The sequence below is a fragment of the Protaetiibacter intestinalis genome (assembly GCF_003627075.1).
In the GTDB taxonomy this organism is placed as follows: domain Bacteria; phylum Actinomycetota; class Actinomycetes; order Actinomycetales; family Microbacteriaceae; genus Homoserinibacter; species Homoserinibacter intestinalis.
This window is the reverse complement of the sequence record NZ_CP032630.1, coordinates 1,872,842-1,893,694: the sequence shown is the minus strand read 5'-3', so window position 1 is coordinate 1,893,694 and position 20,853 is coordinate 1,872,842. Positions and strand designations below refer to the sequence as shown.

Annotated in this window: 17 protein-coding genes; 7 read left to right on the top strand and 10 right to left on the bottom strand. The window is 70.8% G+C overall.

Annotated elements, in window-relative coordinates; genetic code table 11:
• Nucleotides 1-4: 4 nt before the first annotated feature.
• From D7I47_RS08925 to galE, 4 genes are all read right to left on the bottom strand, one after another.
• Complete coding sequence (locus D7I47_RS08925) at nt 5-1,654, bottom strand: DUF5719 family protein (protein WP_120762715.1); 1,650 nt, start codon at nt 1,652-1,654, stop codon at nt 5-7.
• On the bottom strand, nt 1,647-4,478 hold the full coding sequence (locus tag D7I47_RS08920; RefSeq protein ID WP_120762714.1) for a glycosyltransferase family 2 protein: 2,832 nt from the start codon (nt 4,476-4,478) through the stop codon (nt 1,647-1,649). Before D7I47_RS08920 ends, D7I47_RS08925 begins: the two co-directional genes overlap by 8 nt.
• A 93-nt stretch (nt 4,479-4,571) precedes the next feature.
• A complete protein-coding gene (locus D7I47_RS08915) occupies nt 4,572-4,898 on the bottom strand; it encodes a WhiB family transcriptional regulator (protein ID WP_120762713.1) in 327 nt (108 codons plus the stop codon).
• A 135-nt stretch (nt 4,899-5,033) separates the two neighbouring features.
• Entirely contained in the window at nt 5,034-6,002 is a 969-nt protein-coding gene (gene galE, locus D7I47_RS08910) for a UDP-glucose 4-epimerase GalE (protein ID WP_120762712.1), read from the bottom strand.
• 213 nt (nt 6,003-6,215) lie between these two features.
• Here galE and D7I47_RS08905 point away from each other — a divergent pair, with 213 nt between their 5' ends.
• Entirely contained in the window at nt 6,216-7,169 is a 954-nt protein-coding gene (locus D7I47_RS08905) for a GlxA family transcriptional regulator (RefSeq protein WP_120762711.1), read from the top strand.
• Between the two features lies 1 nt (nt 7,170).
• Here D7I47_RS08905 and manA read toward each other — a convergent pair whose 3' ends face one another.
• Nucleotides 7,171-8,283, bottom strand: a complete 1,113-nt coding sequence (gene manA / locus D7I47_RS08900) for a mannose-6-phosphate isomerase, class I (RefSeq protein WP_120762710.1) — start codon at nt 8,281-8,283, stop codon at nt 7,171-7,173.
• Between the two features lie 110 nt (nt 8,284-8,393).
• Here manA and D7I47_RS08895 point away from each other — a divergent pair, with 110 nt between their 5' ends.
• Nucleotides 8,394-9,572, top strand: a complete 1,179-nt coding sequence (locus D7I47_RS08895; RefSeq protein WP_120762709.1) for an acyl-CoA dehydrogenase family protein — start codon at nt 8,394-8,396, stop codon at nt 9,570-9,572.
• Nucleotides 9,573-9,583: 11 nt separating this feature from the next.
• On the opposite strand, the gene D7I47_RS08890 is transcribed toward D7I47_RS08895, so the two are convergent.
• The gene (locus D7I47_RS08890) at nt 9,584-10,384 is read right to left on the bottom strand and encodes a methyltransferase domain-containing protein (RefSeq protein WP_120762708.1); all 801 of its coding nucleotides are present in this window, start codon (nt 10,382-10,384) and stop codon (nt 9,584-9,586) included.
• A 56-nt stretch (nt 10,385-10,440) separates the two neighbouring features.
• Between D7I47_RS08890 and D7I47_RS08885 the strand changes: the two genes are divergently transcribed.
• Nucleotides 10,441-11,742: an O-antigen ligase family protein gene (locus D7I47_RS08885; protein WP_120762707.1), complete on the top strand. Its 1,302-nt coding sequence runs from the start codon at nt 10,441-10,443 to the stop codon at nt 11,740-11,742.
• Nucleotides 11,739-13,049, top strand: a complete 1,311-nt coding sequence (locus D7I47_RS08880) for an O-antigen ligase family protein (protein ID WP_120762706.1) — start codon at nt 11,739-11,741, stop codon at nt 13,047-13,049. The genes D7I47_RS08885 and D7I47_RS08880 overlap by 4 nt, the downstream gene beginning before the upstream one ends.
• Here D7I47_RS08880 and D7I47_RS08875 read toward each other — a convergent pair.
• A complete protein-coding gene (locus tag D7I47_RS08875) occupies nt 13,044-13,736 on the bottom strand; it encodes an LbetaH domain-containing protein (protein ID WP_120762705.1) in 693 nt (230 codons plus the stop codon). The genes D7I47_RS08880 and D7I47_RS08875 overlap by 6 nt on opposite strands.
• Nucleotides 13,737-13,824: 88 nt before the next feature.
• Between D7I47_RS08875 and D7I47_RS08870 the strand changes: the two genes are divergently transcribed.
• Both D7I47_RS08870 and D7I47_RS08865 read left to right on the top strand, forming a co-directional pair.
• Nucleotides 13,825-14,928 (top strand): DegT/DnrJ/EryC1/StrS family aminotransferase, encoded by a 1,104-nt coding sequence (locus D7I47_RS08870; RefSeq protein ID WP_120762704.1) that lies wholly within the window; start codon nt 13,825-13,827, stop codon nt 14,926-14,928.
• A 1-nt stretch (nt 14,929) separates the two neighbouring features.
• Nucleotides 14,930-15,886: a Gfo/Idh/MocA family protein gene (locus D7I47_RS08865; RefSeq protein ID WP_120762703.1), complete on the top strand. Its 957-nt coding sequence runs from the start codon at nt 14,930-14,932 to the stop codon at nt 15,884-15,886.
• Here D7I47_RS08865 and D7I47_RS08860 read toward each other — a convergent pair.
• The 3 genes from D7I47_RS08860 to D7I47_RS08850 form a co-directional block, all read right to left on the bottom strand.
• Complete coding sequence (locus D7I47_RS08860) at nt 15,876-17,057, bottom strand: polysaccharide biosynthesis protein (protein WP_157981684.1); 1,182 nt, start codon at nt 17,055-17,057, stop codon at nt 15,876-15,878. The genes D7I47_RS08865 and D7I47_RS08860 overlap by 11 nt on opposite strands.
• 65 nt (nt 17,058-17,122) lie before the next feature.
• Nucleotides 17,123-18,196 (bottom strand): UDP-N-acetylglucosamine 2-epimerase, encoded by a 1,074-nt coding sequence (locus D7I47_RS08855; RefSeq protein ID WP_120762701.1) that lies wholly within the window; start codon nt 18,194-18,196, stop codon nt 17,123-17,125.
• Complete coding sequence (locus D7I47_RS08850) at nt 18,193-19,269, bottom strand: glycosyltransferase family A protein (protein WP_120763887.1); 1,077 nt, start codon at nt 19,267-19,269, stop codon at nt 18,193-18,195. The genes D7I47_RS08855 and D7I47_RS08850 overlap by 4 nt, the downstream gene beginning before the upstream one ends.
• Nucleotides 19,270-19,358: 89 nt before the next feature.
• Here D7I47_RS08850 and D7I47_RS08845 point away from each other — a divergent pair, with 89 nt between their 5' ends.
• A complete protein-coding gene (locus tag D7I47_RS08845) occupies nt 19,359-20,840 on the top strand; it encodes a DUF2142 domain-containing protein (RefSeq protein WP_120762700.1) in 1,482 nt (493 codons plus the stop codon).
• Nucleotides 20,841-20,853 lie beyond the last annotated feature (13 nt).

Below are 20,853 nucleotides of genomic sequence, written 5' to 3'. Positions count from 1 at the left end.
GCCGCTACGGCCGCACGACGAGGGGGCTGTCGCCCTCGCGCGGCGAGGTGACGGTGTAGCCGCCCACCCGCCCCGAGGCCGCGAAGGTGACGCCCGCCCGCAGACCCACGGCGCCGTCCAGCAGGTAGACCGTGTCGCGGTCGAGGGCGATCGAGGCCGGGCGCGCGGGCGGCACGACGAGCGTGAGCGACTCTCCCCCGCCGATCGGGGTGAGGGTGAGGGTGCGCTCGGCGTTGTCGGGGTTGTACGCGACGAGCACGGGCGAGGGCGCGTCGGCGACCGCCACGGCCGCGCCGTCGCCCAGCACGGGTGCCGCCGCGAACCATGCGAGGTCCGCGTCGCCCGGCTCGGGGGTGCCGTCGGCGTCCACGTCGGCGACGGGCGTCGTGGAGGCGCGCACGGCCGTCACGACGGGCTGGTCGGAGCTGAAGACGACCGAGTAGGAGCCGTCGGGGATCGGCGCCTCGCCCAGTTCGAGGGCGGACGAGAGCGGGACGTCGGTCGTCGTGCCGGCCGGCACGGTGAGCTGGAACGAGCTCGCCGTGCCACCCTCGTCTGCGGGCAGCAGACTCAGCTCGACGCTCGCATCCGTCTCGCCCGGGTTGCCGATGCGGGCCACCGCCTCGAGGTCGGCGTAGTCGGCGATCCCGAGCACGCTCGAGACCCCCTCCTCGTCGGCGATGCGCACGGCGGGCACGACGGAGGTCCGCGACGGCGCCACCCCCGCCGAGACGGTGTCGACCCCACCCGGGTCGAGCACGCGGATGACGGAGGTCTGCAGCGCCGCGACGACCTGGCCGCCGCGCGCCTCCACGTGCACGACGGGAGAGGCGAGCCCCGGCGCGAAACCCGTGAGGGGCAGCACGCGCTGGGTGCCCGGGGCCACGCGGATGCCGCTCATGCCGGGTGCGCTCACGGGCCCGGATTCGCCCCAGATCCGCAACGTGACCTCGGCGGTGACGGCGGTGGGATTGGCGATGAGCAGCATCGTCGTGCGGCCCACGGTCATCGACCCCCCGACGAGCCACTGCGAGCTGCTCGGCTCGGTGCACGCGGAGACGGCGAGGCCCTCGAGGTCGCCCGCGCCGGTGGCGGTCTGCGCCTGGGCCCCGGCGAGCGCCGTCGCGTCCGCGGGCGCGCTGAGCAGCGTCGGAGCCTGCGGGGTGCCGCCCGTGCCGGCGTCGCTTCCCGCGAGCGGGGCCTGGCTCGCCGTGCCGCCCTCGGCCGCGACCGTGAGGCGCGGCGTGCCGACGGCCGAGGCCTGCCCCGCGTTGGCGCCCGTGTCGTCGCCGAGGCGCAGGAGCGAGCCGGCGCACAGCCGCAGCGGCTCGGCGGGCTCGGGGGTCACGGTGGTCGCGAGCGGCTCGATGCCGATCGTCGGGAGGGGCACGAGCCCGACGCCGCCGACCACGACGACGGCCGCCGCCGCGCCGACGAGCCCCCGCACGATGCGCAGCGAGATGATGGTCGCCGCGCGGGCGCGACCGCGGCCCCGCGGGGCGGACGTCGTGTCGGCGGTCTCCTCCTCGGGGACCGTCTCGTCGGGGGCGACAGCCTCGGCGGGCACGGTCTCCTCGGGCACGACGTTCTCGGGCACGACGTCCTCCTCGGGCGTCGGCCCGACATCCGGGGTCGGCTGCTCGGCGTCAGTCATCGCTGTCCTCGTCGAAGGTCGTGGCCGCCGCCTCCTCGAGGGGCGTGCGGGTCTGCACCACGCGCCGTCGGCGGCGGGTGGGCAGCGCGAGCAGCAGCGCGAACAGGATGACGGCCCCCTGCACCGCGAGCACGCCGACGCCGTAGGCACCGCGCGCGGGTGCGGTGTCGGTCGTGCGCTCGAGTGCCGGATACGCCCACAGCGTGCCGTAGCCGGAGTCGCTCTCGGGGGTGAGCTCGGCGCGCGCGTCGAGCGACTCGACCGCCCGCTCGCGTACCTCGACGGCATCCTCACCCGCATCCTCGGCGAGCGGCGCGACGAGCACGAAACCGAGCTGGAAGCGCTGCAGCTCGGGCGCGGGGTCGTAGCCGCCGCGGGAGGCGAGGTTGCCGGCGAGCTCGGCGAGGGCGAGCTCGTCATCGGAGGCCTCGGTGCGTCCCGCGTGCAGCGCGGACTGGTCGTCGAGCATGGCGCCCTCGCCGCGCTCGAGCCGCGCGGTGAGCGAGCCGTCCTCCTCGGGGGTGAGCACGAGCGTGCCGATGCCGGGGTCGGTGCGGGCGGCGGCCGCCGCGAGCGCCGGCAGGATGCGGCCGTCGCCCGCGTGCACGGGCGCGGTGCCGAGCACGGCGGCGAGGATCGCGGGCACGACCGCCAGGGCGCTCGTCACGACGACCGCGGAACCGGCGGCCGCGGCCCCCCGGCCGAGCACCTCGAGCGCGACGACGGCCGCGCCCAGCAGTCCCAGCCAGTAGAGGCTCAGGGCCGCGCCCGGCCACGGCCCGACGGTCGCGGCGCCCGAGGTCGTCACCTCGAGGTGCACGGCGAGCCACGCGGTCGCGAGGCCCGCCGTCGCGACGGCGAGCGCCGGGATCGAGCGACGCGCGCCCGGCAGGAACAGCGCGAGCACCGCGAGCACCCCGAGCGGGGCGAGCAGCACGGCGGGCGCGAGAGTGCCCCACGGAGCGCCGTCGAGCCCGAACGAGGCGAGCAGGGCGTCCCACCCCGCGGCATCCTGGTCGGGCCTGCCGATCACGAGCCCCCAGCCGCTCGGAGCCGTGAACGGCTGCACGGGACCGGGATCGGCGAGCACGGCGAGCGGCGAACCGCGGCGCACGGCGCCGATGACGAGCGGCGCGAAGAGCACCGCGGCCGGGATCGGGACGCCGATGAGGCGCACGAAGCCGCGGGGTCGCGCGAAGGCCCAGGCGACCACGCCGACGAGCAGCGCGGGGGCGAGCACGGGCGCGGCGGCGGTCACCGCGGCGAAGAGCAGGGATGCGGCCGCCGCGGCGCTCCAGGAGCGGGCACCCTCGAGCAGGGCGAGCGCGAGCCACGGCAGCAGCAGATGGGCGACGACGGCACCCGCGCGTCCCTCGTTCAGCGCCGCGAGGAGAGGGGGCGCGAGCATCCACAGCAGCGCGGCCACCACGGGAGGCCAGGTGCGCTCGCTGAGGCGGGTCGCCGCCCACCACGCCCCGAGGGCCGCGAACGGCAGCGCGGTCAGCCAGAGCACGACGATCGAGAACGAGGGATCCCACCACGTCGCCGAACCGAGCAGCGCCCAGATGCCGGTGGCGGGATCCGCGGCCCCCAGGAAGCCCACGCCGATCTCGCGCGCCCCCCAGCCGAGTCGGCTCCACAGCTCCGCGACCCCCGAGGACAGCGGCAGCAGTGCGCCCCCTTCGAGCGCGGTCGCCCCGAACAGCCGCCACGACAGCACGGCGCCGACCGCCACCGCCGCCACGAGCACCCAGCTGCCGCCGCCGAGGAACGAGGCGCGCACCAGGTCGGGCTCGCGGCCCTGTCGTTCGTCGTCGCGGTCGCGCTCGTGGGCACGGTGCTCGCGCAGGGGGGCGCCCTCGAGGCGCAGCGGCGCGACCGCGCGCCAGCCCGTGCGGCGGGCGCGGCGCAGCCGGGACCGGGCGCCCGGCACGGAACCGTCGAACGCGGCGACGAAGGCGGCCGCGATCTCGCCGGGCACCGCACCGGGACGCTTCGCGAGCAGCTGCCCGAGGCAGCGGATGACGGCGAGGGGCAGCAGGCTCAGCCAGTGCACGGGCACCAGGATGCCGGGCGCGTAGACGAAGCGGCGATGCAGTTGCGCGGTGCGGGCGAGGCGACGGCGGGTACGCGGGGCGGCGGGCCGACGGCGGCCGACGTCCTCGGGGCGGCGCGCGCGGGCGACGCGCGCGCTCGGCACCCGCACGACGCGGTGACCCGCGAGCCGCACCCGCACGCCCAGGTCGAGTCCGGCATCCGTCGACGGCAGGCCCGCGTCGAGCCCGTCGACGGCCTGCCAGACGCTGCGGCGCACGAGGGAGCCCTCGACGGCGACCGACATGACGTCGACGACCGGGTCGTACTGGGCCTGGTCGAGCTCGTCGTCGACGAGCGCGACGGTCGTCCCGAGGCGCGACATCGTCTCGCCGTAGGAGCGGATGCGGTCGGGCGTATCGGCGTCGACGAGCTTCGGTCCCGCGACCGCGAGCGACGGTGCGAGCTCGACGGCTGCGAGCAGCTCGCGCAGGGCCTGGGGCTGGGGGGCGGTGTCGGCGCGCAGGAGCCACAGCAGTTCGTCCTCGCCCTCGGCGGGCGGGGCCGCCCGCAGGGCACGCGCGATGCCGACGCCGAAGGTGCCGCCGGTCGCGGTGACCACCTGGGTCACGCCCGCGGTCGCGAGCAGCTCGCCGTCGAGGTCCGTCGTCGGCTCGGCCACCACGACGAGGGCGTCGGGGCGACGGGACTGGGCGGCGAGGGCGGCGAGGGTGCCGTCCAGCCACCGTTCGCCGTCCTGGACGACGAGGATCGCGGTGACTCTGGGCATCCCTCCCACGCTAGGCGCGGTGCGGCGGAACGGCGGCAGCGCCACACCTCCCGCCCCGATGCGGGGGGAGACGGACCGGCCGCGGTCGCCGGGTCAGGCGATGCGGCCGCGGCGCAGCTTGCGGCGCTCGCGCTCGGAGAGTCCGCCCCAGATGCCGAAGCGCTCGTCGTTCTGCAGGGCGTACTCGAGGCACTGGGTGCGGACCGCGCAGCCCGTGCAGATGCGCTTGGCGTCGCGCGTCGAGCCGCCCTTCTCGGGGAAGAACGCCTCGGGGTCGGTCTGCGCGCACAGGGCGTCGGTCTGCCAGGACAGCGGGTTGTCGTCGTCGTCGATCGCGGGACGCAGACCCGGCATGCCGAGGCGTACGGGGTCGACGAACCAGTCCTCGGGGACCGAAGGACGATATTCGTTCTTCGTCATTTCCGCCTCCCCTCGCGTCACCGGCCGTGCGCGTTGCAGCTAATTACACTCGTGTCATTCCCCGACGTCAAGTCGCGGAATGGTAGTCCCGGTCTGCTCGGGCGTGTCGCGACGCGCCGGAGGTGCAGCTATCGATCAGGACTCGACGGCGGCCGTGCGCGCCGCCCACGCGCTGGCGACCATCTCGTCGAGGCTGTGACGCATCTCCCAGCCGAGGTCGCGGGCCGCGAGCTCGCCCGAGGCCACGATGCGCGCCGGGTCGCCCGCGCGCCGCGGGGCGATCTCCGGGGTGAACGCGATGCCCGTGACGCGCGCCACGGCATCCATGATCTGCCGCACGGATGCCCCGGAGCCGCTGCCGAGGTTGTAGGCGCGCTCGAGCGGGCGCCCCGCCTCGAGCGCCTGCGCGGCCGCGACGTGGGCGAGCGCGAGGTCGGCGACGTGCAGGTAGTCGCGCACGTTCGTGCCGTCGGGCGTCGGGTAGTCGTCACCGTTGATGTGGGGGGTGCGGCCCTCGACGAGGGCGTCGAAGACGAGCGGGAAGAGGTTGTGCGGGCTCGTGTCGTAGACGTCCGGGTACCCGGATCCGACGACGTTGAAGTACCGCAGCGAGGTGTGCGCGAGGCCCGTGGCGACCTCCTGGTCGCGCAGCAGCCACTCGCCGATGAGCTTGGACTCGCCGTACGGCGAGGTGGGGCTCTTGGGGGTGTCCTCGGTCACGAGGTCGAGGTCGGTGTTGCCGTAGACGGCGGCCGAGGAGGAGAACACGATGCGCCCGACGCCCGTCTCGTGCATCGCGGCGAGCAGCACCCGGGTGCCCTCGACGTTCTGCGCGTAGGTGTGCAGGGGGCGCTGCACCGAGACGCCCGCGTACTTGAACCCGGCGACGTGGATGACGCCCGTCACCCGGTAGCGCTGGATCGTGTCGATGAGGCGCTGGCCGTCGAGGATCGTCGCCTCGACGAACGCCGTGCCGGGTGCCACGAACTCCCGGTGGCCGCTCGAGAGGTCGTCGACGACGACCGCCGTGAGGCCGGCCTTCTGCAGGGCGCGCACCACGTGCGCGCCGATGTAGCCGGCGCCGCCGGTCACAAGCCACGTCATGGCTCCCAGGCTAGCGGGCGCGATCAGGGGCGGCGGACGGGCACCTGGCGGTACCCGTCGCGGGGGACGGTCACGACCGTGCCGACGATGCCGGCCGCCGCGAGGATCCCGAAGAGGAGGAGAGCGATCATGGCAGGAAATCTACGGATTGCCGAATCCAGCCACGAGTGGCATGATCGACACATTCCATCGAGAAACTGCCAAGGAGTCCGGATGCTCAACAAGGTCGTCTGTCTCGCGATCCCCGGCACCGCCCCGTTCGAGTTCGGCGTCGTGTGCGAGGTGTTCGGCATCGACCGCAGCGACATGGGCGGGCCGCGCTTCGACTTCGCGATCGCGACCGCCGACCCGGGCGAGGTGCCCATGAGCCTCGGCTTCTCGATGAACATCCCCAACGACCTGTCGATCGCCGCCGACGCCGACCTCATCGCCGTCCCGGCCCACAAGATCGGCCCCGTCGACGAGCGCTACCTCGAGGTCATCCGCGCCGCCGAGGCCCGCGGCGCCTGGGTCCTGAGCGTGTGCTCGGGCGCCTTCGTGCTCGCCCAGGCCGGCATCCTCGAGGGTCGGCGTGCCACGACGCACTGGATGCACGCCGACCGCCTCTCCGCCGAGTACCCCGGCATCGAGGTCGACCCCGACGTGCTGTTCGTGCAGGACGGCAAGGTCGTCACGGGCGCGGGCACCGCCGCGGGCATCGACGCGGCGCTGCACATCGTGCGCGAGGAGTACGGCGCCACCGCCACCAACGTCATCGCACGTCGCATGGTCGTGCCCCCGCAGCGCGACGGCGGCCAGTCGCAGTACATCCCGACCCCGGTGCCCGAGTGCCGCAGCGACGCCTTCGCCCTCGTCATCGAGTGGATGCTGGAGCACCTCGATCAGGACCTCACGGTCGACCAGCTCGCCCGCCGCGCGCTCATGTCGGGCCGCACCTTCGCCCGCCGCTTCCGCGCCGAGACGGGCACGACCCCCGCCGCCTGGCTCAACCGCCAGCGCATCCTGCGCGCGCAGACCGAGCTCGAGCAGACCGACGACGGCCTCGAGCAGATCGCGCAGCGCTCGGGCTTCGGCACCGCGGCCGTCATGCGGCACCACTTCCTCAAGGTGCTCGGCACGACGCCGACCGCCTACCGGCGGGCGTTCGGGGCGCGCGTCGCGGGGTGAGTCAGGCGGCAGTGGAGGCGACGAAGAGGATCCCGTCACCCCGAACTCCGAGCCACGCCTGGTCGGAGACGTACACGGCAGCACCGCGCTCGAGCTCGGGCCCGTCCTCGAGCGCGACCGCGCCCTCGGTGCACAGGGCGACCGCCGGGCCCCCGAGCCGGAGCTCGACTCCACGCCGCGCTGACTCGCGCGAGACGACGATCAGCTGGAAGTCGGGCACGTCGGGACGGAACACCCGCACGCCCGGCTCGGGCTCCTCGGGTGCGAGGTACGGCGCGGGCAGCGGGCGGAAGTCGAGCACCGACAGGAGCTCGGGCACGTCGACGTGCTTGGGGGTGAGCCCGCCGCGGAGCACGTTGTCGCTCGACGCCATGAGCTCGATGCCGAGCCCCTCGAGGTAGGCGTGGATGTTGCCCGCCGGCAGGTAGAGCACCTCGCCCGGACGCAGCTCGACGGTGTGCAGCAGCAGCGAGATGGCGATGCCCGGGTCTCCCGGGTAGTGCTCGGCGAGGGTCCGCACGGTCTGCCAGCTCGGCCCGTCGACGGTCGCCGACGCCTCGACGACGGCGTCCACGAGATCCTCGACCCCTTCACCGCGCGAGATGAGCCAGCCGAACACCTCGCGCAGCGCCCCGTCGCCCGTGAGCCGCTCGACGAGCGGGGCGATGCGCGGATCGTCGGCGACCGGTGCGAGCACCTCGCGCGTCTCGGCGACCGGCCGGAAGCCCGAGAGGGCGCGGAACGGGTCGGAGAGCGCGTAGATCAACTCGGGCTTGTGGGAGGTGTCCTTGTAGTTGCGGGTCGGCGCGTCGAGCGGCACGCCCGCCGCGTTCTCGCGGGCGAAGCCCTCCTGCGCCTGCGCACGGGTGGGGTGAGCCTGCAGGGAGAGCGGAGCGGCGGCGGCGAGCACCTTGAGCAGGAAGGGGAGCCCCTCGTCGACGAGGTCGAGCAGGGTGCGATCCTCCCCCACGATCCGCGACGGCGAGCCGGGGTGCGTGCCGAGCCAGAGCTCGGCCTCCGGGCGGCCGCTCGGGACGGTCCCGAGCAGCTCGGCGATCGCCGTGGTCGACCCCCACGCGTAGTCGCGCGGCGTGTTGGCGATCTCGACGAACATGCACCCTCCCGTCGGCAGTCGGATTGGATCAAACTACCAAGCGGCTTGGAGCGGCCCGACCGCCGCCATAGGCTCCGGATGCCACGATCAGGAACAAGGGAGTCATCCGCATGTCGTTCACCCCGCTCGCCAGCGACTTCTACGGGTTCGAGACCCAGCTCACCGAGACCGAGCGCGAAGCCCTGGGCGGCCTCCGCAGCTGGCTCGAGACCGACGTCAAGCCGCTCGTCAACGACTTCTGGGACCGCGCCGAGTTCCCGCGCGAGATCCTCCCCGCCTTCCACGCGCAGCCGGTGTTCGGGATGCAGTGGGACGAGACGAAGAGCTTCGAGAACTCGGCGGTCTACCGCGGCTGGGTCGCGCTCGAGCTCGCCCGCGTCGACGCCTCGATCGCCACCTACGTCGGCGTGCAGAACGGGCTCGCGCTCGGCGCCGTCGCCGTCTGCGGCTCCCCCGAGCAGCGCGCCGAGTGGCTGCCGAAGCTCGCCGACGGCTCCGTGATCGGCGCCTTCGGCCTCACCGAGCCGCTCTCGGGCTCCGACTCGGCCCAGGGCCTGCGCACGACCGCGACCCGCGAGGGCGACGAGTGGGTGCTCAACGGATCCAAGCGCTGGATCGGCAACGCCACCTGGAGCGACGTCACCGTCATCTGGGCGAAGGACACCGCCGACGGGCAGGTCAAGGGCTTCATCGTGCCGACCTCCACCCCCGGCTACACCGCCACCAAGATCGAGCGGAAGCTGGCGCTGCGCATCGTGCAGAACGCCGACATCACGCTCGAGGACGTCCGCGTCCCGGAGTCGCTGCGCCTCGCGAACGCGAACTCCTTCCGCGACACCGCCGCCGTGCTGCGCCTCACCCGCGCCGAGGTCGCCTGGGCCGCCGTCGGCGTCGCGATCGGCGCCTATGAGGCCGCTCTCGCCTACACCCAGGAGCGCGTCCAGTTCGGCAAGCCCATCGCGTCCCACCAGCTCGTGCAGCAGCATCTCGCCGAGATGATCGGCAACATCACCTCCTCGATCGCCCTGTGCACGCGCGTGTCCGAGATGCTCGACCAGGGCACCCAGAAGGACGAGCACGCGGCGCTCGCGAAGGCGTTCGCCACCACCCGGATGCGGGAGACGGTCGCGCGGGCCCGCGAGGTGATGGGCGGCAACGGCATCGTGCTCGACTACGACGTCACCCGCTTCTTCAACGACGCGGAGGCGCTGTACTCCTACGAGGGCACGCGCGAGATGAACACCCTCATCGTCGGCCGCGCCCTCACGGGGAAGGCCGCCTTCGTCTGAGCGGGTTCGCGTCAGGCGCGCGCGAGGATCTCGCCGTGCAGCAGGATCATCCAGCCATCGGGGTCGTCGCGCCAGGCGAGCCAACCCTCACGGATCGCGGCGAGCGTCGCGGCGTCGCCGACACCGCGTCGGGTGACGCCGACGGCGAACTCGGAGTCGACCGTACGATCGGCCCACAAACCGCCCCACCACGCGCGGTCCGAGTCGTCCTCGAAACACCACAGGGACGCACTCGACTCGACGACCGAGAAACCGGCCTCGCGGGCCCATGCCTTGAGGTGACGTCCCGCGTCGGGCGTGCCGTGATTGTGGCGGGCGAGCGCCTGGTAGGTCGACGCCCAGAGCTCGAGACCCGGACGGGCGGGCGCCACGATCGCGCCGACGTAGTCGCAGTCGCGCGCGGCGACGAGCCCGTCCGGCGAGACGAGGGCGCGCCAGGAGGCGAGCGCCTCCACGGGACGACCGAGATGCTGGAGCACCTGATGCGCGTGCACCACGTCGAACGCGCCGTCGTCGAATCCGGGGTCGTAGGCGTCCGCCACGCGGAACTCGACGTTGGTCACGCCTTGGCCTGTCGCGAGCCGGGTCGCCTCGGCGACCACGTCGGCCGACGCGTCGATGCCGATGACATGACCCGGGTACACGGCCCGTGCGAGATCGACCGTGATCGTCCCGGGGCCGGACCCGACGTCGAGCACCCGCATCCCCGGCCGCAGATGGGGAAGCAGGTACGCAGCCGAGTTCGCGCCGGTCCTCCACCGATGCGAGCGCAGGACGCTCTCATGGTGGCCGAGGGTGTAGCGCTCGGGCATACGGCAAAGCCTATGCGGCTGCCGCGAACTGTGACGCCCGCCGCTAGCCTGAGCACATGAGGGCCGCGACGAGCTACCAGCGCGCCCTCGCGATGCTCTGCTTCGCGGTGCTCGCGGCGGGGGACTTCTGGCGCTACCTGCTCAGCTGGTGGGGGTGGGGCGCCCTCGCGGTGATCGTCGTCGCGCTCGCGGTCGTCGAACTCGTGCGGGCGCGCGTCGACGTGCGCCGGCTTCCATTCTTCCTGCTGCTGTTCCTCGCGTTCGCGGCGGCGTCGATCGCGTGGTCCGCGTATCCGGGGGCATCGGCGCTCGGCGTGAGCCTCACCCTCGCGACGACCGCGATCGCCGCGCTCCTCGCGACGTGCCTCAGCTGGGAGGAGGTGCTCGAGACCTTCAGCGACACGATGCGCTGGACGCTCGGGCTCTCGCTGCTGTTCGAGTTCATCGTGGCCGCGTTCATCCGGCGCCCCGTGCTGCCGCTCTGGGTCGACTACAGCGACCTCGAGAAGATCCCGATGGCCTACTACTGGTCGCGCAACCTGCTCTTCGAGGGCGGCCGCATCCAGGGAATCGTCGGCAACGCCAACATCCTCGGGATGCTGGCCCTCCTCGGCCTCATCGTGTTCGCATTGCGCCTCGCGGCCCGCAAGGGCTCACCCGTGTGGGGCTGGTTCTGGATCGCGGTCGCCGTCGCGAACCTCGCGCTCACCCGATCCTCGACCGTCATGGTCGCCCTCGTCGTCGTGGCGCTCGCGGCGCTGTTCCTCTGGATCGTGCGACGCACGACCGGTGCGGCGCGGGTCGCGGTGTTCGCGAGCGGGGTGGCCCTCGCGGTCGCCGGCGTCGTCACGGCGGTGCTCGCACGCGAGCCCTTGCTCGGCCTGCTCGGGCGCAGTCCCGACCTCACCAACCGACTCGACATCTGGGAGAAGGTCGCGGCCCTCGCGGTGCAGCGCCCCGCCGTCGGCTGGGGCTGGGTCAGCTACTGGGTGCCCTGGGTGGAGCCCTTCGACGACCTCATCGTCATCAAGGGCGTCACCTATCTGCAGGCGCACAACGCCTGGCTCGACGTCTTCCTGCAGCTCGGCGGCGTCGGCGTCGCGATCTTCGCGCTGTTCGTGCTCGGCGCCCTCATGCGCAGCTGGGGCATGGCGGCCGAGATCACGCGCATCCGCTGGGCGCCCGCCGAGCTGCGCACGCCGGAGAACGCCGCCCCGCTACTGCTGCTCGTGGCGCTGCTCGTGCAGTCCCTCGCGGAGAGCAGGCTCCTCATCGAGATCGGCTTCGCGCTGCTCGTCGTCATCGCCGTCAAGACCGGCTGGAGCGACCCGGAGCGCGCGGAGGGGGTCGAGGCGTGAACGCCCGCCCGGAACGCCGGGAGGTCGCGGCCGCGTTCCTCGGACTGCTGCGCAGCCCCCGCTTCTCGGCCGTGCTCGCGACGACGGGCGTGGCGATCGCGGCGCTCAGCTATCCCCTCATCCGACTCACGGGCTGGGCAGGCTACCTGGCCGCGCTCATCGGACTCGTCGCGCTCATGATCGTGGTGCTCGTGGCGCGGCGCCGAGAGCTCGACGGAGAGGTGCCACCCATCTCGCTCCTGGTCTTCCTCGGCTGGGCATCGGTCTCGCTCATCTGGAGCGAGTACCAGTGGGTGACGCTCGGCGGCATCGGGCACCTGGCCGTCTACGCCTTCGTCGGGTTCTTCATCGCCTCCACCCGCGACACCATCCAGATCGTGCGCACCTGGGGCGACGTGCTGCGCGTCGTGCTCGGAGCCTCGCTCGCGATCGAGGTGTTCTCCGGCATCCTCATCGACACCCCGATCCCCTTCCTCGGCGTGGGCGCCCGCATCGCCGAGCTCGGCCCCATCTCCGGGGTGCTGCAGACCCGCAACCAGCTCGGGCTCCTCGCGCTGGTGGGTGCCGTGAGCTTCGCGACCGAGCTGCGCACGCGGTCCGTCCGGCCGCTCACCGGGGTGCTCTCGCTCGTGGGCGCGGCGCTGTGCATCGCGCTCACCCAGTCGCCCATCATCCTCGGCACCGCGGTGGTCGTCGCGGTGGCCGCCGCCGTGCTGTACGGCATCCGCCGGGTGCGCCCCGAGCGTCGGCAGGCGATGCAGTTCGTCATCCTCGGTGCCGCTGTCGTCGTGATCGTGCTGGCCTGGGTCTTCCGCAGCGCGCTCGTCACCTTCTTCAACGCGCAGGGAGCGCTCGACTACCGCCTGCACCTGTGGCAGAAAATCGTCGCCCTGCTGCCCGGCAACACCGTCGAGGGCTGGGGCTGGACCGGCCGCTGGCATCCCGACATCCCCCCCTTCATCACGTTGACCGCCTCGGGCACGCGACCCGCGGCCTCCGCGCTCAACGCCTACCTCGACGTGCTGTTCCAACTCGGCATCATCGGCCTCGTCGTGTTCGTCGGGATGCTCGGACTCGCGTTCACGCGCTCCTGGCTGCTCGCCGGGCGGCGGCGGAGCGTCATCTACGCGTGGCCCGCGCTCGTGCTCGTCGTACTGCTGCTCGTGTCGCTCGCCGAAAGCTCGATCCTCGTCGAGTTCGGCTGGCTCACCTTCGTGGTGTGCTGTGTGACGGCATCGCGTGAACTCAGCTGGCGCTCGGCGCTGCGCGTGCCGCCAGCGGCACCGTATGACGAGCGAGTGTCATAGACCGAGGTCATCGATCGCCAGCAGTATCCTCTCCGGCGCAGTAGCACGTTCGTGCTCAACGATTGTGGGACAACCTCGCGCGCACCATTGTTCGACCCAACGGATCTCCGCTTCGCTGAAGCCGCTACGTTCAAGGCCGACACGATTGACGCGCCTGGGGCGCGCGGGGCTCCCGTGGGCGATCACGAACGGTGGCATATCCCGCGTGACGACCGAACCCATGCCGATCATCGCGTAGGCCCCGACAGCTCGCCCCTGATGCACGTTGGTACCGAGCCCGAGGTTGGCACCGAACGCGACGCGCACGTGCCCGGCAAGCGCGACGCCGGAGGCCAGGGTGACGGCGTCGGCCAGCTGCACGTCGTGAGCGAGATAACTCTGGTTCATGAGGAAGCAACGGCTGCCCACCACGGTCTCGCCGCGCCACCCCGCGTGGATCTGCGCGGCTTCCCGGATCACGTTCCCGTCGCCGATGCGCAGTCCGACATCCGCGATGTCGAGCCAATCGGCCCGATGCTCGAACCCCCTCACCTCGGGCGGCGCGCCGATCACCGCATGGGCTCCCACCCAGTTACCGTCTCCCAGCCGTGCACCGCCCCCGATGACCGCGAAAGGCCCGATCACGTTCCCCGTGCCCAACCGCACGCCCTCACCGATCACCGCGCTGTCATGAATCGTGTTGGCCACTCGACCCCCTCTCCACGCGTACAGCGCCTCCTGGCGCCCACCATAGAATCATTCCGCGGTCTACCCGACCGCAGAAGGAGGCTGGCGGATGATTCCGATCTCAGTGGTCCGGTTCGGCGACGAGGAGGAACGTCGGGTGCTCGAGGTGCTCCGCTCGGGGAGGATCGCGCAAGGACCTGTCGTCGAGGAGTTCGAGGCGCGCTTCGCCGAGCTCACCGGGGTTCGGCATGCGGTCGCAGTGAACAACGGAACGACCTCCCTGGTCGCCGCGCTCACCGCATTGGATCTTCGTCCCGGAGAAGAGGTCGTCACCTCGCCCTTCACCTTCATCGCGACGATCAACGCGATCCTCGAGGCCGGAGCCACCGTTCGGTTCGCCGACATCTCGCCGGACGACTTCAACGTCACCGCAGGCTCGCTCGCGGCCGCCATCACAGATCGCACACGCGTGCTCATGCCCGTGCATCTGTACGGCCAGATCGCAGACATGGTCTCGATCGCGCGATTGGCCAACGAGAACGGCCTCATGATCGTCGAGGACGCGGCACAGTCGCACGGCGCTGCCCAGGGCGAGCGTAAGGCGGGATCTTTCGGCATCGGCTCGTTCTCGTTCTACGCGACCAAGAACCTGACAACGGGCGAAGGCGGAGTGATCACTACCGACGACGATGCTCTCGCCGAGCGCCTGCGCATCATGCGCAATCAGGGCATGCGTGCGCGCTATGAGTACGTGATGGCGGGTCACAACTACCGCATGACCGACCTGCAGGCGGCGCTGGTCGTGCCCCAACTCGACCGCTATCCCGCCGCGCTCAAGAGCCGACGGCGGAATGCCGAGAAGCTTTGCGAGGGGCTGGCAGGCGTCGCCGGCCTCGTCGCCCCCCGAGAAATCCCAGGCCGCTCGCACGTGTGGCATCAGTACACGATCCGTGTTACGTCCGACGCGTCAGTGGATCGCGACGAACTCTCGGCCCGCCTCACCGAAGCGGGTGTCGGAAACGGCATCTACTACCCCAAGCTGGTGGTCGACTACGCGAGCTATCAGGATCGCGACGATGTGGTGATCGAGGAGTACCCCGTCGCCCGACGAATCGCGGGCGAGGTCCTATCGCTGCCTGTGCACCCTGAGCTCAGCGACGACGACGTCCACCACATTGTCAGCAGCGTACGTTCGATCATGGGAGCCGAGTGAGATGGCGCGACCACGTCTCGCCGTGATCGGCGCGGGAGCCATGGGCTCGCGCCACCTTCGTGTCATCGCCCAGTCGAACGCCGCCGACCTTGTCGGCGTGGTCGAACCGAACGCCGACCTCGGTCAAGCCGTCGCCACCACACATGGCACTCGATGGTTCGCCGATCTCGACGACGAACTGCTCTCGACGGTGCAGGGCGTCGTAGTCGCCACACCGACGGAGACTCACGAGGCGATCGCCGAGCACATCCTGGGGGCGGGGATCCCCCTCCTGGTGGAGAAGCCCATCGCACCCGGTCTCGCCCAGACGGAGAAACTCCTCGCGCTCGCGGAAGCGCAGGACCTGCCTCTCATGTGCGGCTTCGCCGAGCGCTTCAATCCGGGATTCCTCGAGGCCCGGGCGATCATCGACGAGCCGGTTCATGTGATCGCGACGCGCCACTCGCCGTATGCGCCTCGGATCCGAACAGGCGTTGCCTGGGACCTGCTCGTGCACGACGTCGACCTCGTCTGCTTGATCTTCGGTGGCGAACCGTCGCACGTGCGTGGCTTCACCGGGGTACACGATCCGCGGTCCCTCCCACACGCCGAGGACATCGCCGAGACCACGCTGGTGTTCCCTGACCGCGAGATCGCGCATGTATCCGCCAGTCGGATCAGCCAGCGGAAGGTCCGCTCCCTTTGGGTGCACGAGGTCGACCGGTTGATCGAGATCGATCTGCTCCGCAAGAACGTCACCATCCACCGCAGCCTGGATCTCGAGCCCGCAGATTCCGATGGACGTGGCTACCGACAGGAGTCGGTCCTCGAGGTTCCGGACATCCGGCAGTCGGCCGAGCCCCTCGTCGCCCAGTTTGGGCACTTCCTCGACCTCATCGAAGGTCGCGCCGATAGCGCAGCAGAGAGACGATCGGTGCTGCCCGCGCATCGAGTCGTCGAGCAACTCCTCACACAATAGGCGGGAGCGTCCGGGATGTCGCGGCGTGCACGGCGAAGAGTGCAATGAGCGCGGCGAGACCCGTCAAGCCATAGCCGAGCATGAAGGCCTCGAGATCGTGCAGCGTGAGCAGCGCCACAGCGGTCTGGAGGGCCACGACGAGCAGGACGATCACCATGCCCGCTCTTGACCTCGCCGCCGTGATGCGCACGAGCACCCCCTGCGCCGCGGCCCACGGCAGCCACATGAGAGCCATCCAGGGCAGCAGTTGGGAGGTCAATGCGTAACTCTCCGGGTACAGCACGCCGACGAGCCACGGGCCGAACAACCACGTCGCCAGCACCATGAGGAGGCCGCAGAGGACCGTGATGGCGAGGATGACATTCACGCCGAGCCGGGTCATGGCCGCGTCGTCACGGCGTCCGACGAACCGTGGCAGCAGGTAGAGGCCGAGCGTCGCCGGGACGATCAAGAGGGCCTTCACCAGGACCCCGGCTGCCGCATACGCTCCGGCGTCGTCGCCGCCCACTCCTGCGCGCACGAAGATGACGTCCGCGCTCGTGAGCCACGCGAAGCCGATGGTGATGGCGAGCACGACCACACCGCCGGAGGTGAAGGCACGAGCCGACAATGGAGCCATCCCCCGCGATGCATGCCAGGTGGAGCCCGCCGTGAAGGCGAGGGTGACGACGACGACGACGAGCAGCAGTCCGTCGACGCCGCCCTGGGACAGCAGCACGACCATCGCGAACAGGAGCACCGCGACCTGCGACCCGGTCGTCCACCACACGACCGCGCGAGCCCGCCCGCGCCCCTGCAGTATCCCCTGAGCCCTTGCGAACAGGAAGTAGGGCAGGGCAGCAGCTGCGGTGGCGAACACGGCGCGGACGTCGGCGTCGAGCAGGGTGGCGAGCAGCGGAGATGCCAACAGCAACACGGCGGCGGCGGCGCCCCCGAGCACGATCGCCTCGAGCAAGGTGCCGTCGCGCAATCGACGAGCGGGCGTCACGGTACCGCCTTCCGCGACCGTCACCGCGACGGAGGTCCGCAACGCAGCACTGCCGACGGAGACGACATTGATCACCGCGAGGAACGCGGCGAGCAGGCCGAAGTCCTCCGGGGACAGCCCGTTGATCGCGACGAGCTGGAATCCGGCCGTGGCGAGCACGCCGACCACGGTGGCGATCGCCATCTCGAGCACGGACCGCCCGTGCCGCATCATCGCGCCGATCGGCGGCCGGGGCGCGGACGGCATGCTCATGTTCGAGCGAATCCGCGAGAGATGAGGTCTTCCACGATGATGTCGGAGGGCGAGATCTCAGGCACCTGCAGTGGCACACGATGGTGCTCGTACTCCTCGAGGAACCGCGTGACCACGCTCTGATCCCACTGGGACAGGGTGATGTTCGCCCCGATGCCCTCGTGCTGCTCGGTCGCCTTTCGATGGATGAGAGTCGGCACGCCCAACAGCGCCGCCTCCGCCTGGATCCCGCCGGAGTCCGTGACGATGAACTCCGCTCCCTTGAGTAGACCGATGAACTCCTGATGACGCAACTTGGGTTGCGGCTGGAACACCCCGCGCTTGTCATGCCGGTCGAGCGCTTCGCGCAATGCTCCCTCCGAGTACGCGTCGACCATCAGGCGCAGGGGAACCGCGGCATGCTCCGCGATCGTCCCGATCGTCTCGTCGACCAGCGCCGGGTTCGAGATGAACTCGAAGCGATGAAGCAGCACGACGCCGTACGGCTCACCGACCGTCGCGTCCTCGCCCTGATCGAGCACAGCATCGACGACGGTGTTGCGGTGGGTGTTCACCACGTTGTCGCGACCTCGCAGGTGTTCGGCTGCTTCGTCCGACGGCGGATAATGGATGGTCGCGAGATGGCCCACGATGCGCCGATCGAGCTCCTCCGGGAACGGATGCCGCCAGTTGCCGGAACGTAGGCCGGCCTCGATATGGGCGCTCGGCACACGGATTCGCCGTGCGAGCCAGGCACCAACGACGGTCGTCATGGTGTCACCGTGCACCACGATCACCGTGTCGTCGGGCAGCTCGGAGCGCAATGTGCGTGCGTTGCGGGCTACCCAGCGCACCACCGCCCAGAGCCAGTGGACGACGTCGCCCTTGGTCTTGAGCGGCTTGCCGCGATTGCCGTCCGCGATGATGCGGTCGGGCTGTGGAAGGCCGAGAGTCGGCAGGATCTCGCGCAGGGAGTCGGTGTGCTGCATGGTCAGCCACTGCTGGAATGCGATGCCGCGAGCCGCAAGGCGGCGCGCCACCGGAGCGATCTTGATCGCCTCTGCCGTGGTGCCGTATACGAAGATGATCATCGAGACTCAACGGTAATGCGATCGCCGCCCCTCCCGTGCCGGAAGGCTGACCGGTGCACGACAGCCCCTCGAGTCAGTCCGGCCCAGAACACCGCCCCGAAGGGCAGCACGTAGACGAGGTACGAGAGCACCGGACGCCAACTGCAGCGGGCGAGCAGTGCCGCGACGGGGAGCGCCGCGAGTGCGAGAACGACAGCCACCAGCAGGCTGGCGAAAGCACCCCAGGCGCCAACGCCCGCGAGGACGACGACCGTGAATAGTGCGAGCGGCGGCAATGCGATGAGCGCCACCAGGGCCAGATTCCGACCGCGGGTGGTCCCCGCGTAGCTGTCGACGAACAGCGTGCCGCGCGTGAACGCGTGCGAGAGGAAGCTCGGCACGCTCGTACGCGGACGGTAGACGGCGGCGAAGCCGGGGTCGAGCCGTAGCGGTGCGCTGGCGACGAGGGATCGCAGCAGCTTGGTGTCGTCCGAGACGAGATGCGCGGTGGCTTCGTCGGGCCACTCCTCGCGGGCGACACGGAGATACTCGTCTCGACCGATGATGAGGCAGCCTGTGCCTTTGGGGACCCGGTCGAACAGTTGCGAGGTGATGTCGATCGGTCGCGGTCGTGCGAGATAGTGTCGCCAGAAGACCGACGTCGGAACCTCCCAGAACCTGCCGACGAGCGGAGTGGCGGGGTCGGTGACAACATGACCGTTCCAGCTCTCGACCTCCGGATGCGCGGCGACGTGCGCGAGCGATCCCGCGTCGAGGACGACACGTGCGTCGAGAAGCAGCACGCGGTGCGCGGCGGCCGCACTGACCCCCGCCCAGCGCGCCAGGAAACGTCCTCGATTGTTCTGGGAGATCACACGCAGGGGCACCACGGTCCGTTCCCGAAAACCTTCGAGCACCAGGGACGTCTCGTCAGTCGAACCGTCGTCGACCACGATGATCTCAGCAGTCATCCCACTGCGAACCACCGCCTCGATCATCGCATCGAGCGTCGAGGAAAGCCACGGAGCCGCATTGAACGTGGGGATGACGACGGACAACTCGATTCGGTCGGCATCGCCTGCAACGTCCGACATCCGCTCTCCACTCATCTTCCGCCCACGAAACCGACGACCTTCAATACTATTCGGCGAAGGCGGCGGGCCCGACACACTAACGTTGGCACGTGCCCGAGTTCCGTTCGACCGCCGCGCGCTCGCGCGTACCCGCGATCCTGCGAGCGCTCATCATGCCGGCCGCTCTGCTGATCGCTCTCGGCAGCTGGGCGCTCGCCTCCCCGCCCGGAGCGAGCCCCGACGAGGACTACCACCTCACGAGCATCTGGTGCGGACTCGGCGAACGACCCGGCCTCTGCGAGGAGGGCGACGCGCCAACCGAGCGCCGCGTGCCTCTCCCTCTTCTGGAGAGCGCGGGCTGCTTCGCGTTCGACTCGGAGAAGAGCGCCTCGTGCACGCTGTCGCCCATGGACGAGCTCGTCAACACCAATCGCGGTAACTTCGCCGGCGGATATCCACCGCTGTTCTATGGGTTGTTCGCCGTGTTCGCGAGCCAGAGCCTGGACGCGTCCGTGATCGCCATGCGACTCGTCAACGCAGCCATCTTCGTGGCCCTCACGACGGCGCTCTACCTGCTCCTCCCGCGGGGCCGCCGCGCACCGTTGTTGTGGGCCGCGGCGATAAGTTCGATCCCCCTCGGGATCTTCCTCATCCCGAGCCTCAACCCCAGTAGCTGGTCGGTGCTTTCAGCCATGACGCTGTGGGTCGCCTATGCCGAATATCTACGCGAGAGCCGCCGCGGGCACCGCATCGCCTTCGCCTCATTGGCGGTACTCGCCGCCGTCATGGGCTCGGGCGCTCGCGCCGACTCCGCCGTCTACGCTGTGCTCGGGGTCGGCGCGGCCTCGATCCTCCTGTTCGAGAACTCCCGACGGTTCTGGATGTCGAGCCTGCTCGGTGTCGGGATCTGTGTGGTCGCCGTCTCGTTCTTCCTGAGCGTCGGGCAGTCGGCCATCGTCGCGCCGGACACCTCCACGGGAGACGCCTCCCTGATCACGCTCATCTTCGGAAACCTCCTCCTGCTCCCGCAGCTGTGGAGCGGAGTATTCGGCACCTGGGGCCTTGGCTGGCTGGATACCACGATGCCGGGAGTCGTCTGGGTGACCACGCTCATCATCTACGGCGCCGGGCTGTTCGTCGGAATCGGTCGCCCCGATCTGCGAAAGGCGATCACCGTGATCGCGGCGTTCGCCGCGCTCGTGGTGGTGCCGATGTACATCCTCGTCCACGACGGAGTGATGGTGGGAACCGCCGTGCAGCCACGCTATGTTCTGCCGCTCATCATCCTTCTCGCCGGAGTCGCGCTGTGGCGTTCCCGCGACGACCTCGGGCTGTCCGGCGCTCAGATGGGCATCGTGGTCGGCGGACTCTCGATCGCCAACGCGGTGGCGCTGCACACCAACATCCGACGCTACGTTACCGGCGACGATGTCGGTGGGGTGGATCTCGATGGTCAGGCGGAGTGGTGGTGGAAGGTGGGATTCGGACCCACCTGGGTTTGGGTGGTGGGATCGATCGCATTGGCGACATTCTTGATCATGGTCGCCCGCAGCAGTCACGCGGTAGTCGCCCCCGCGCCCGTTGAGCGATAGATGGCACTCGACG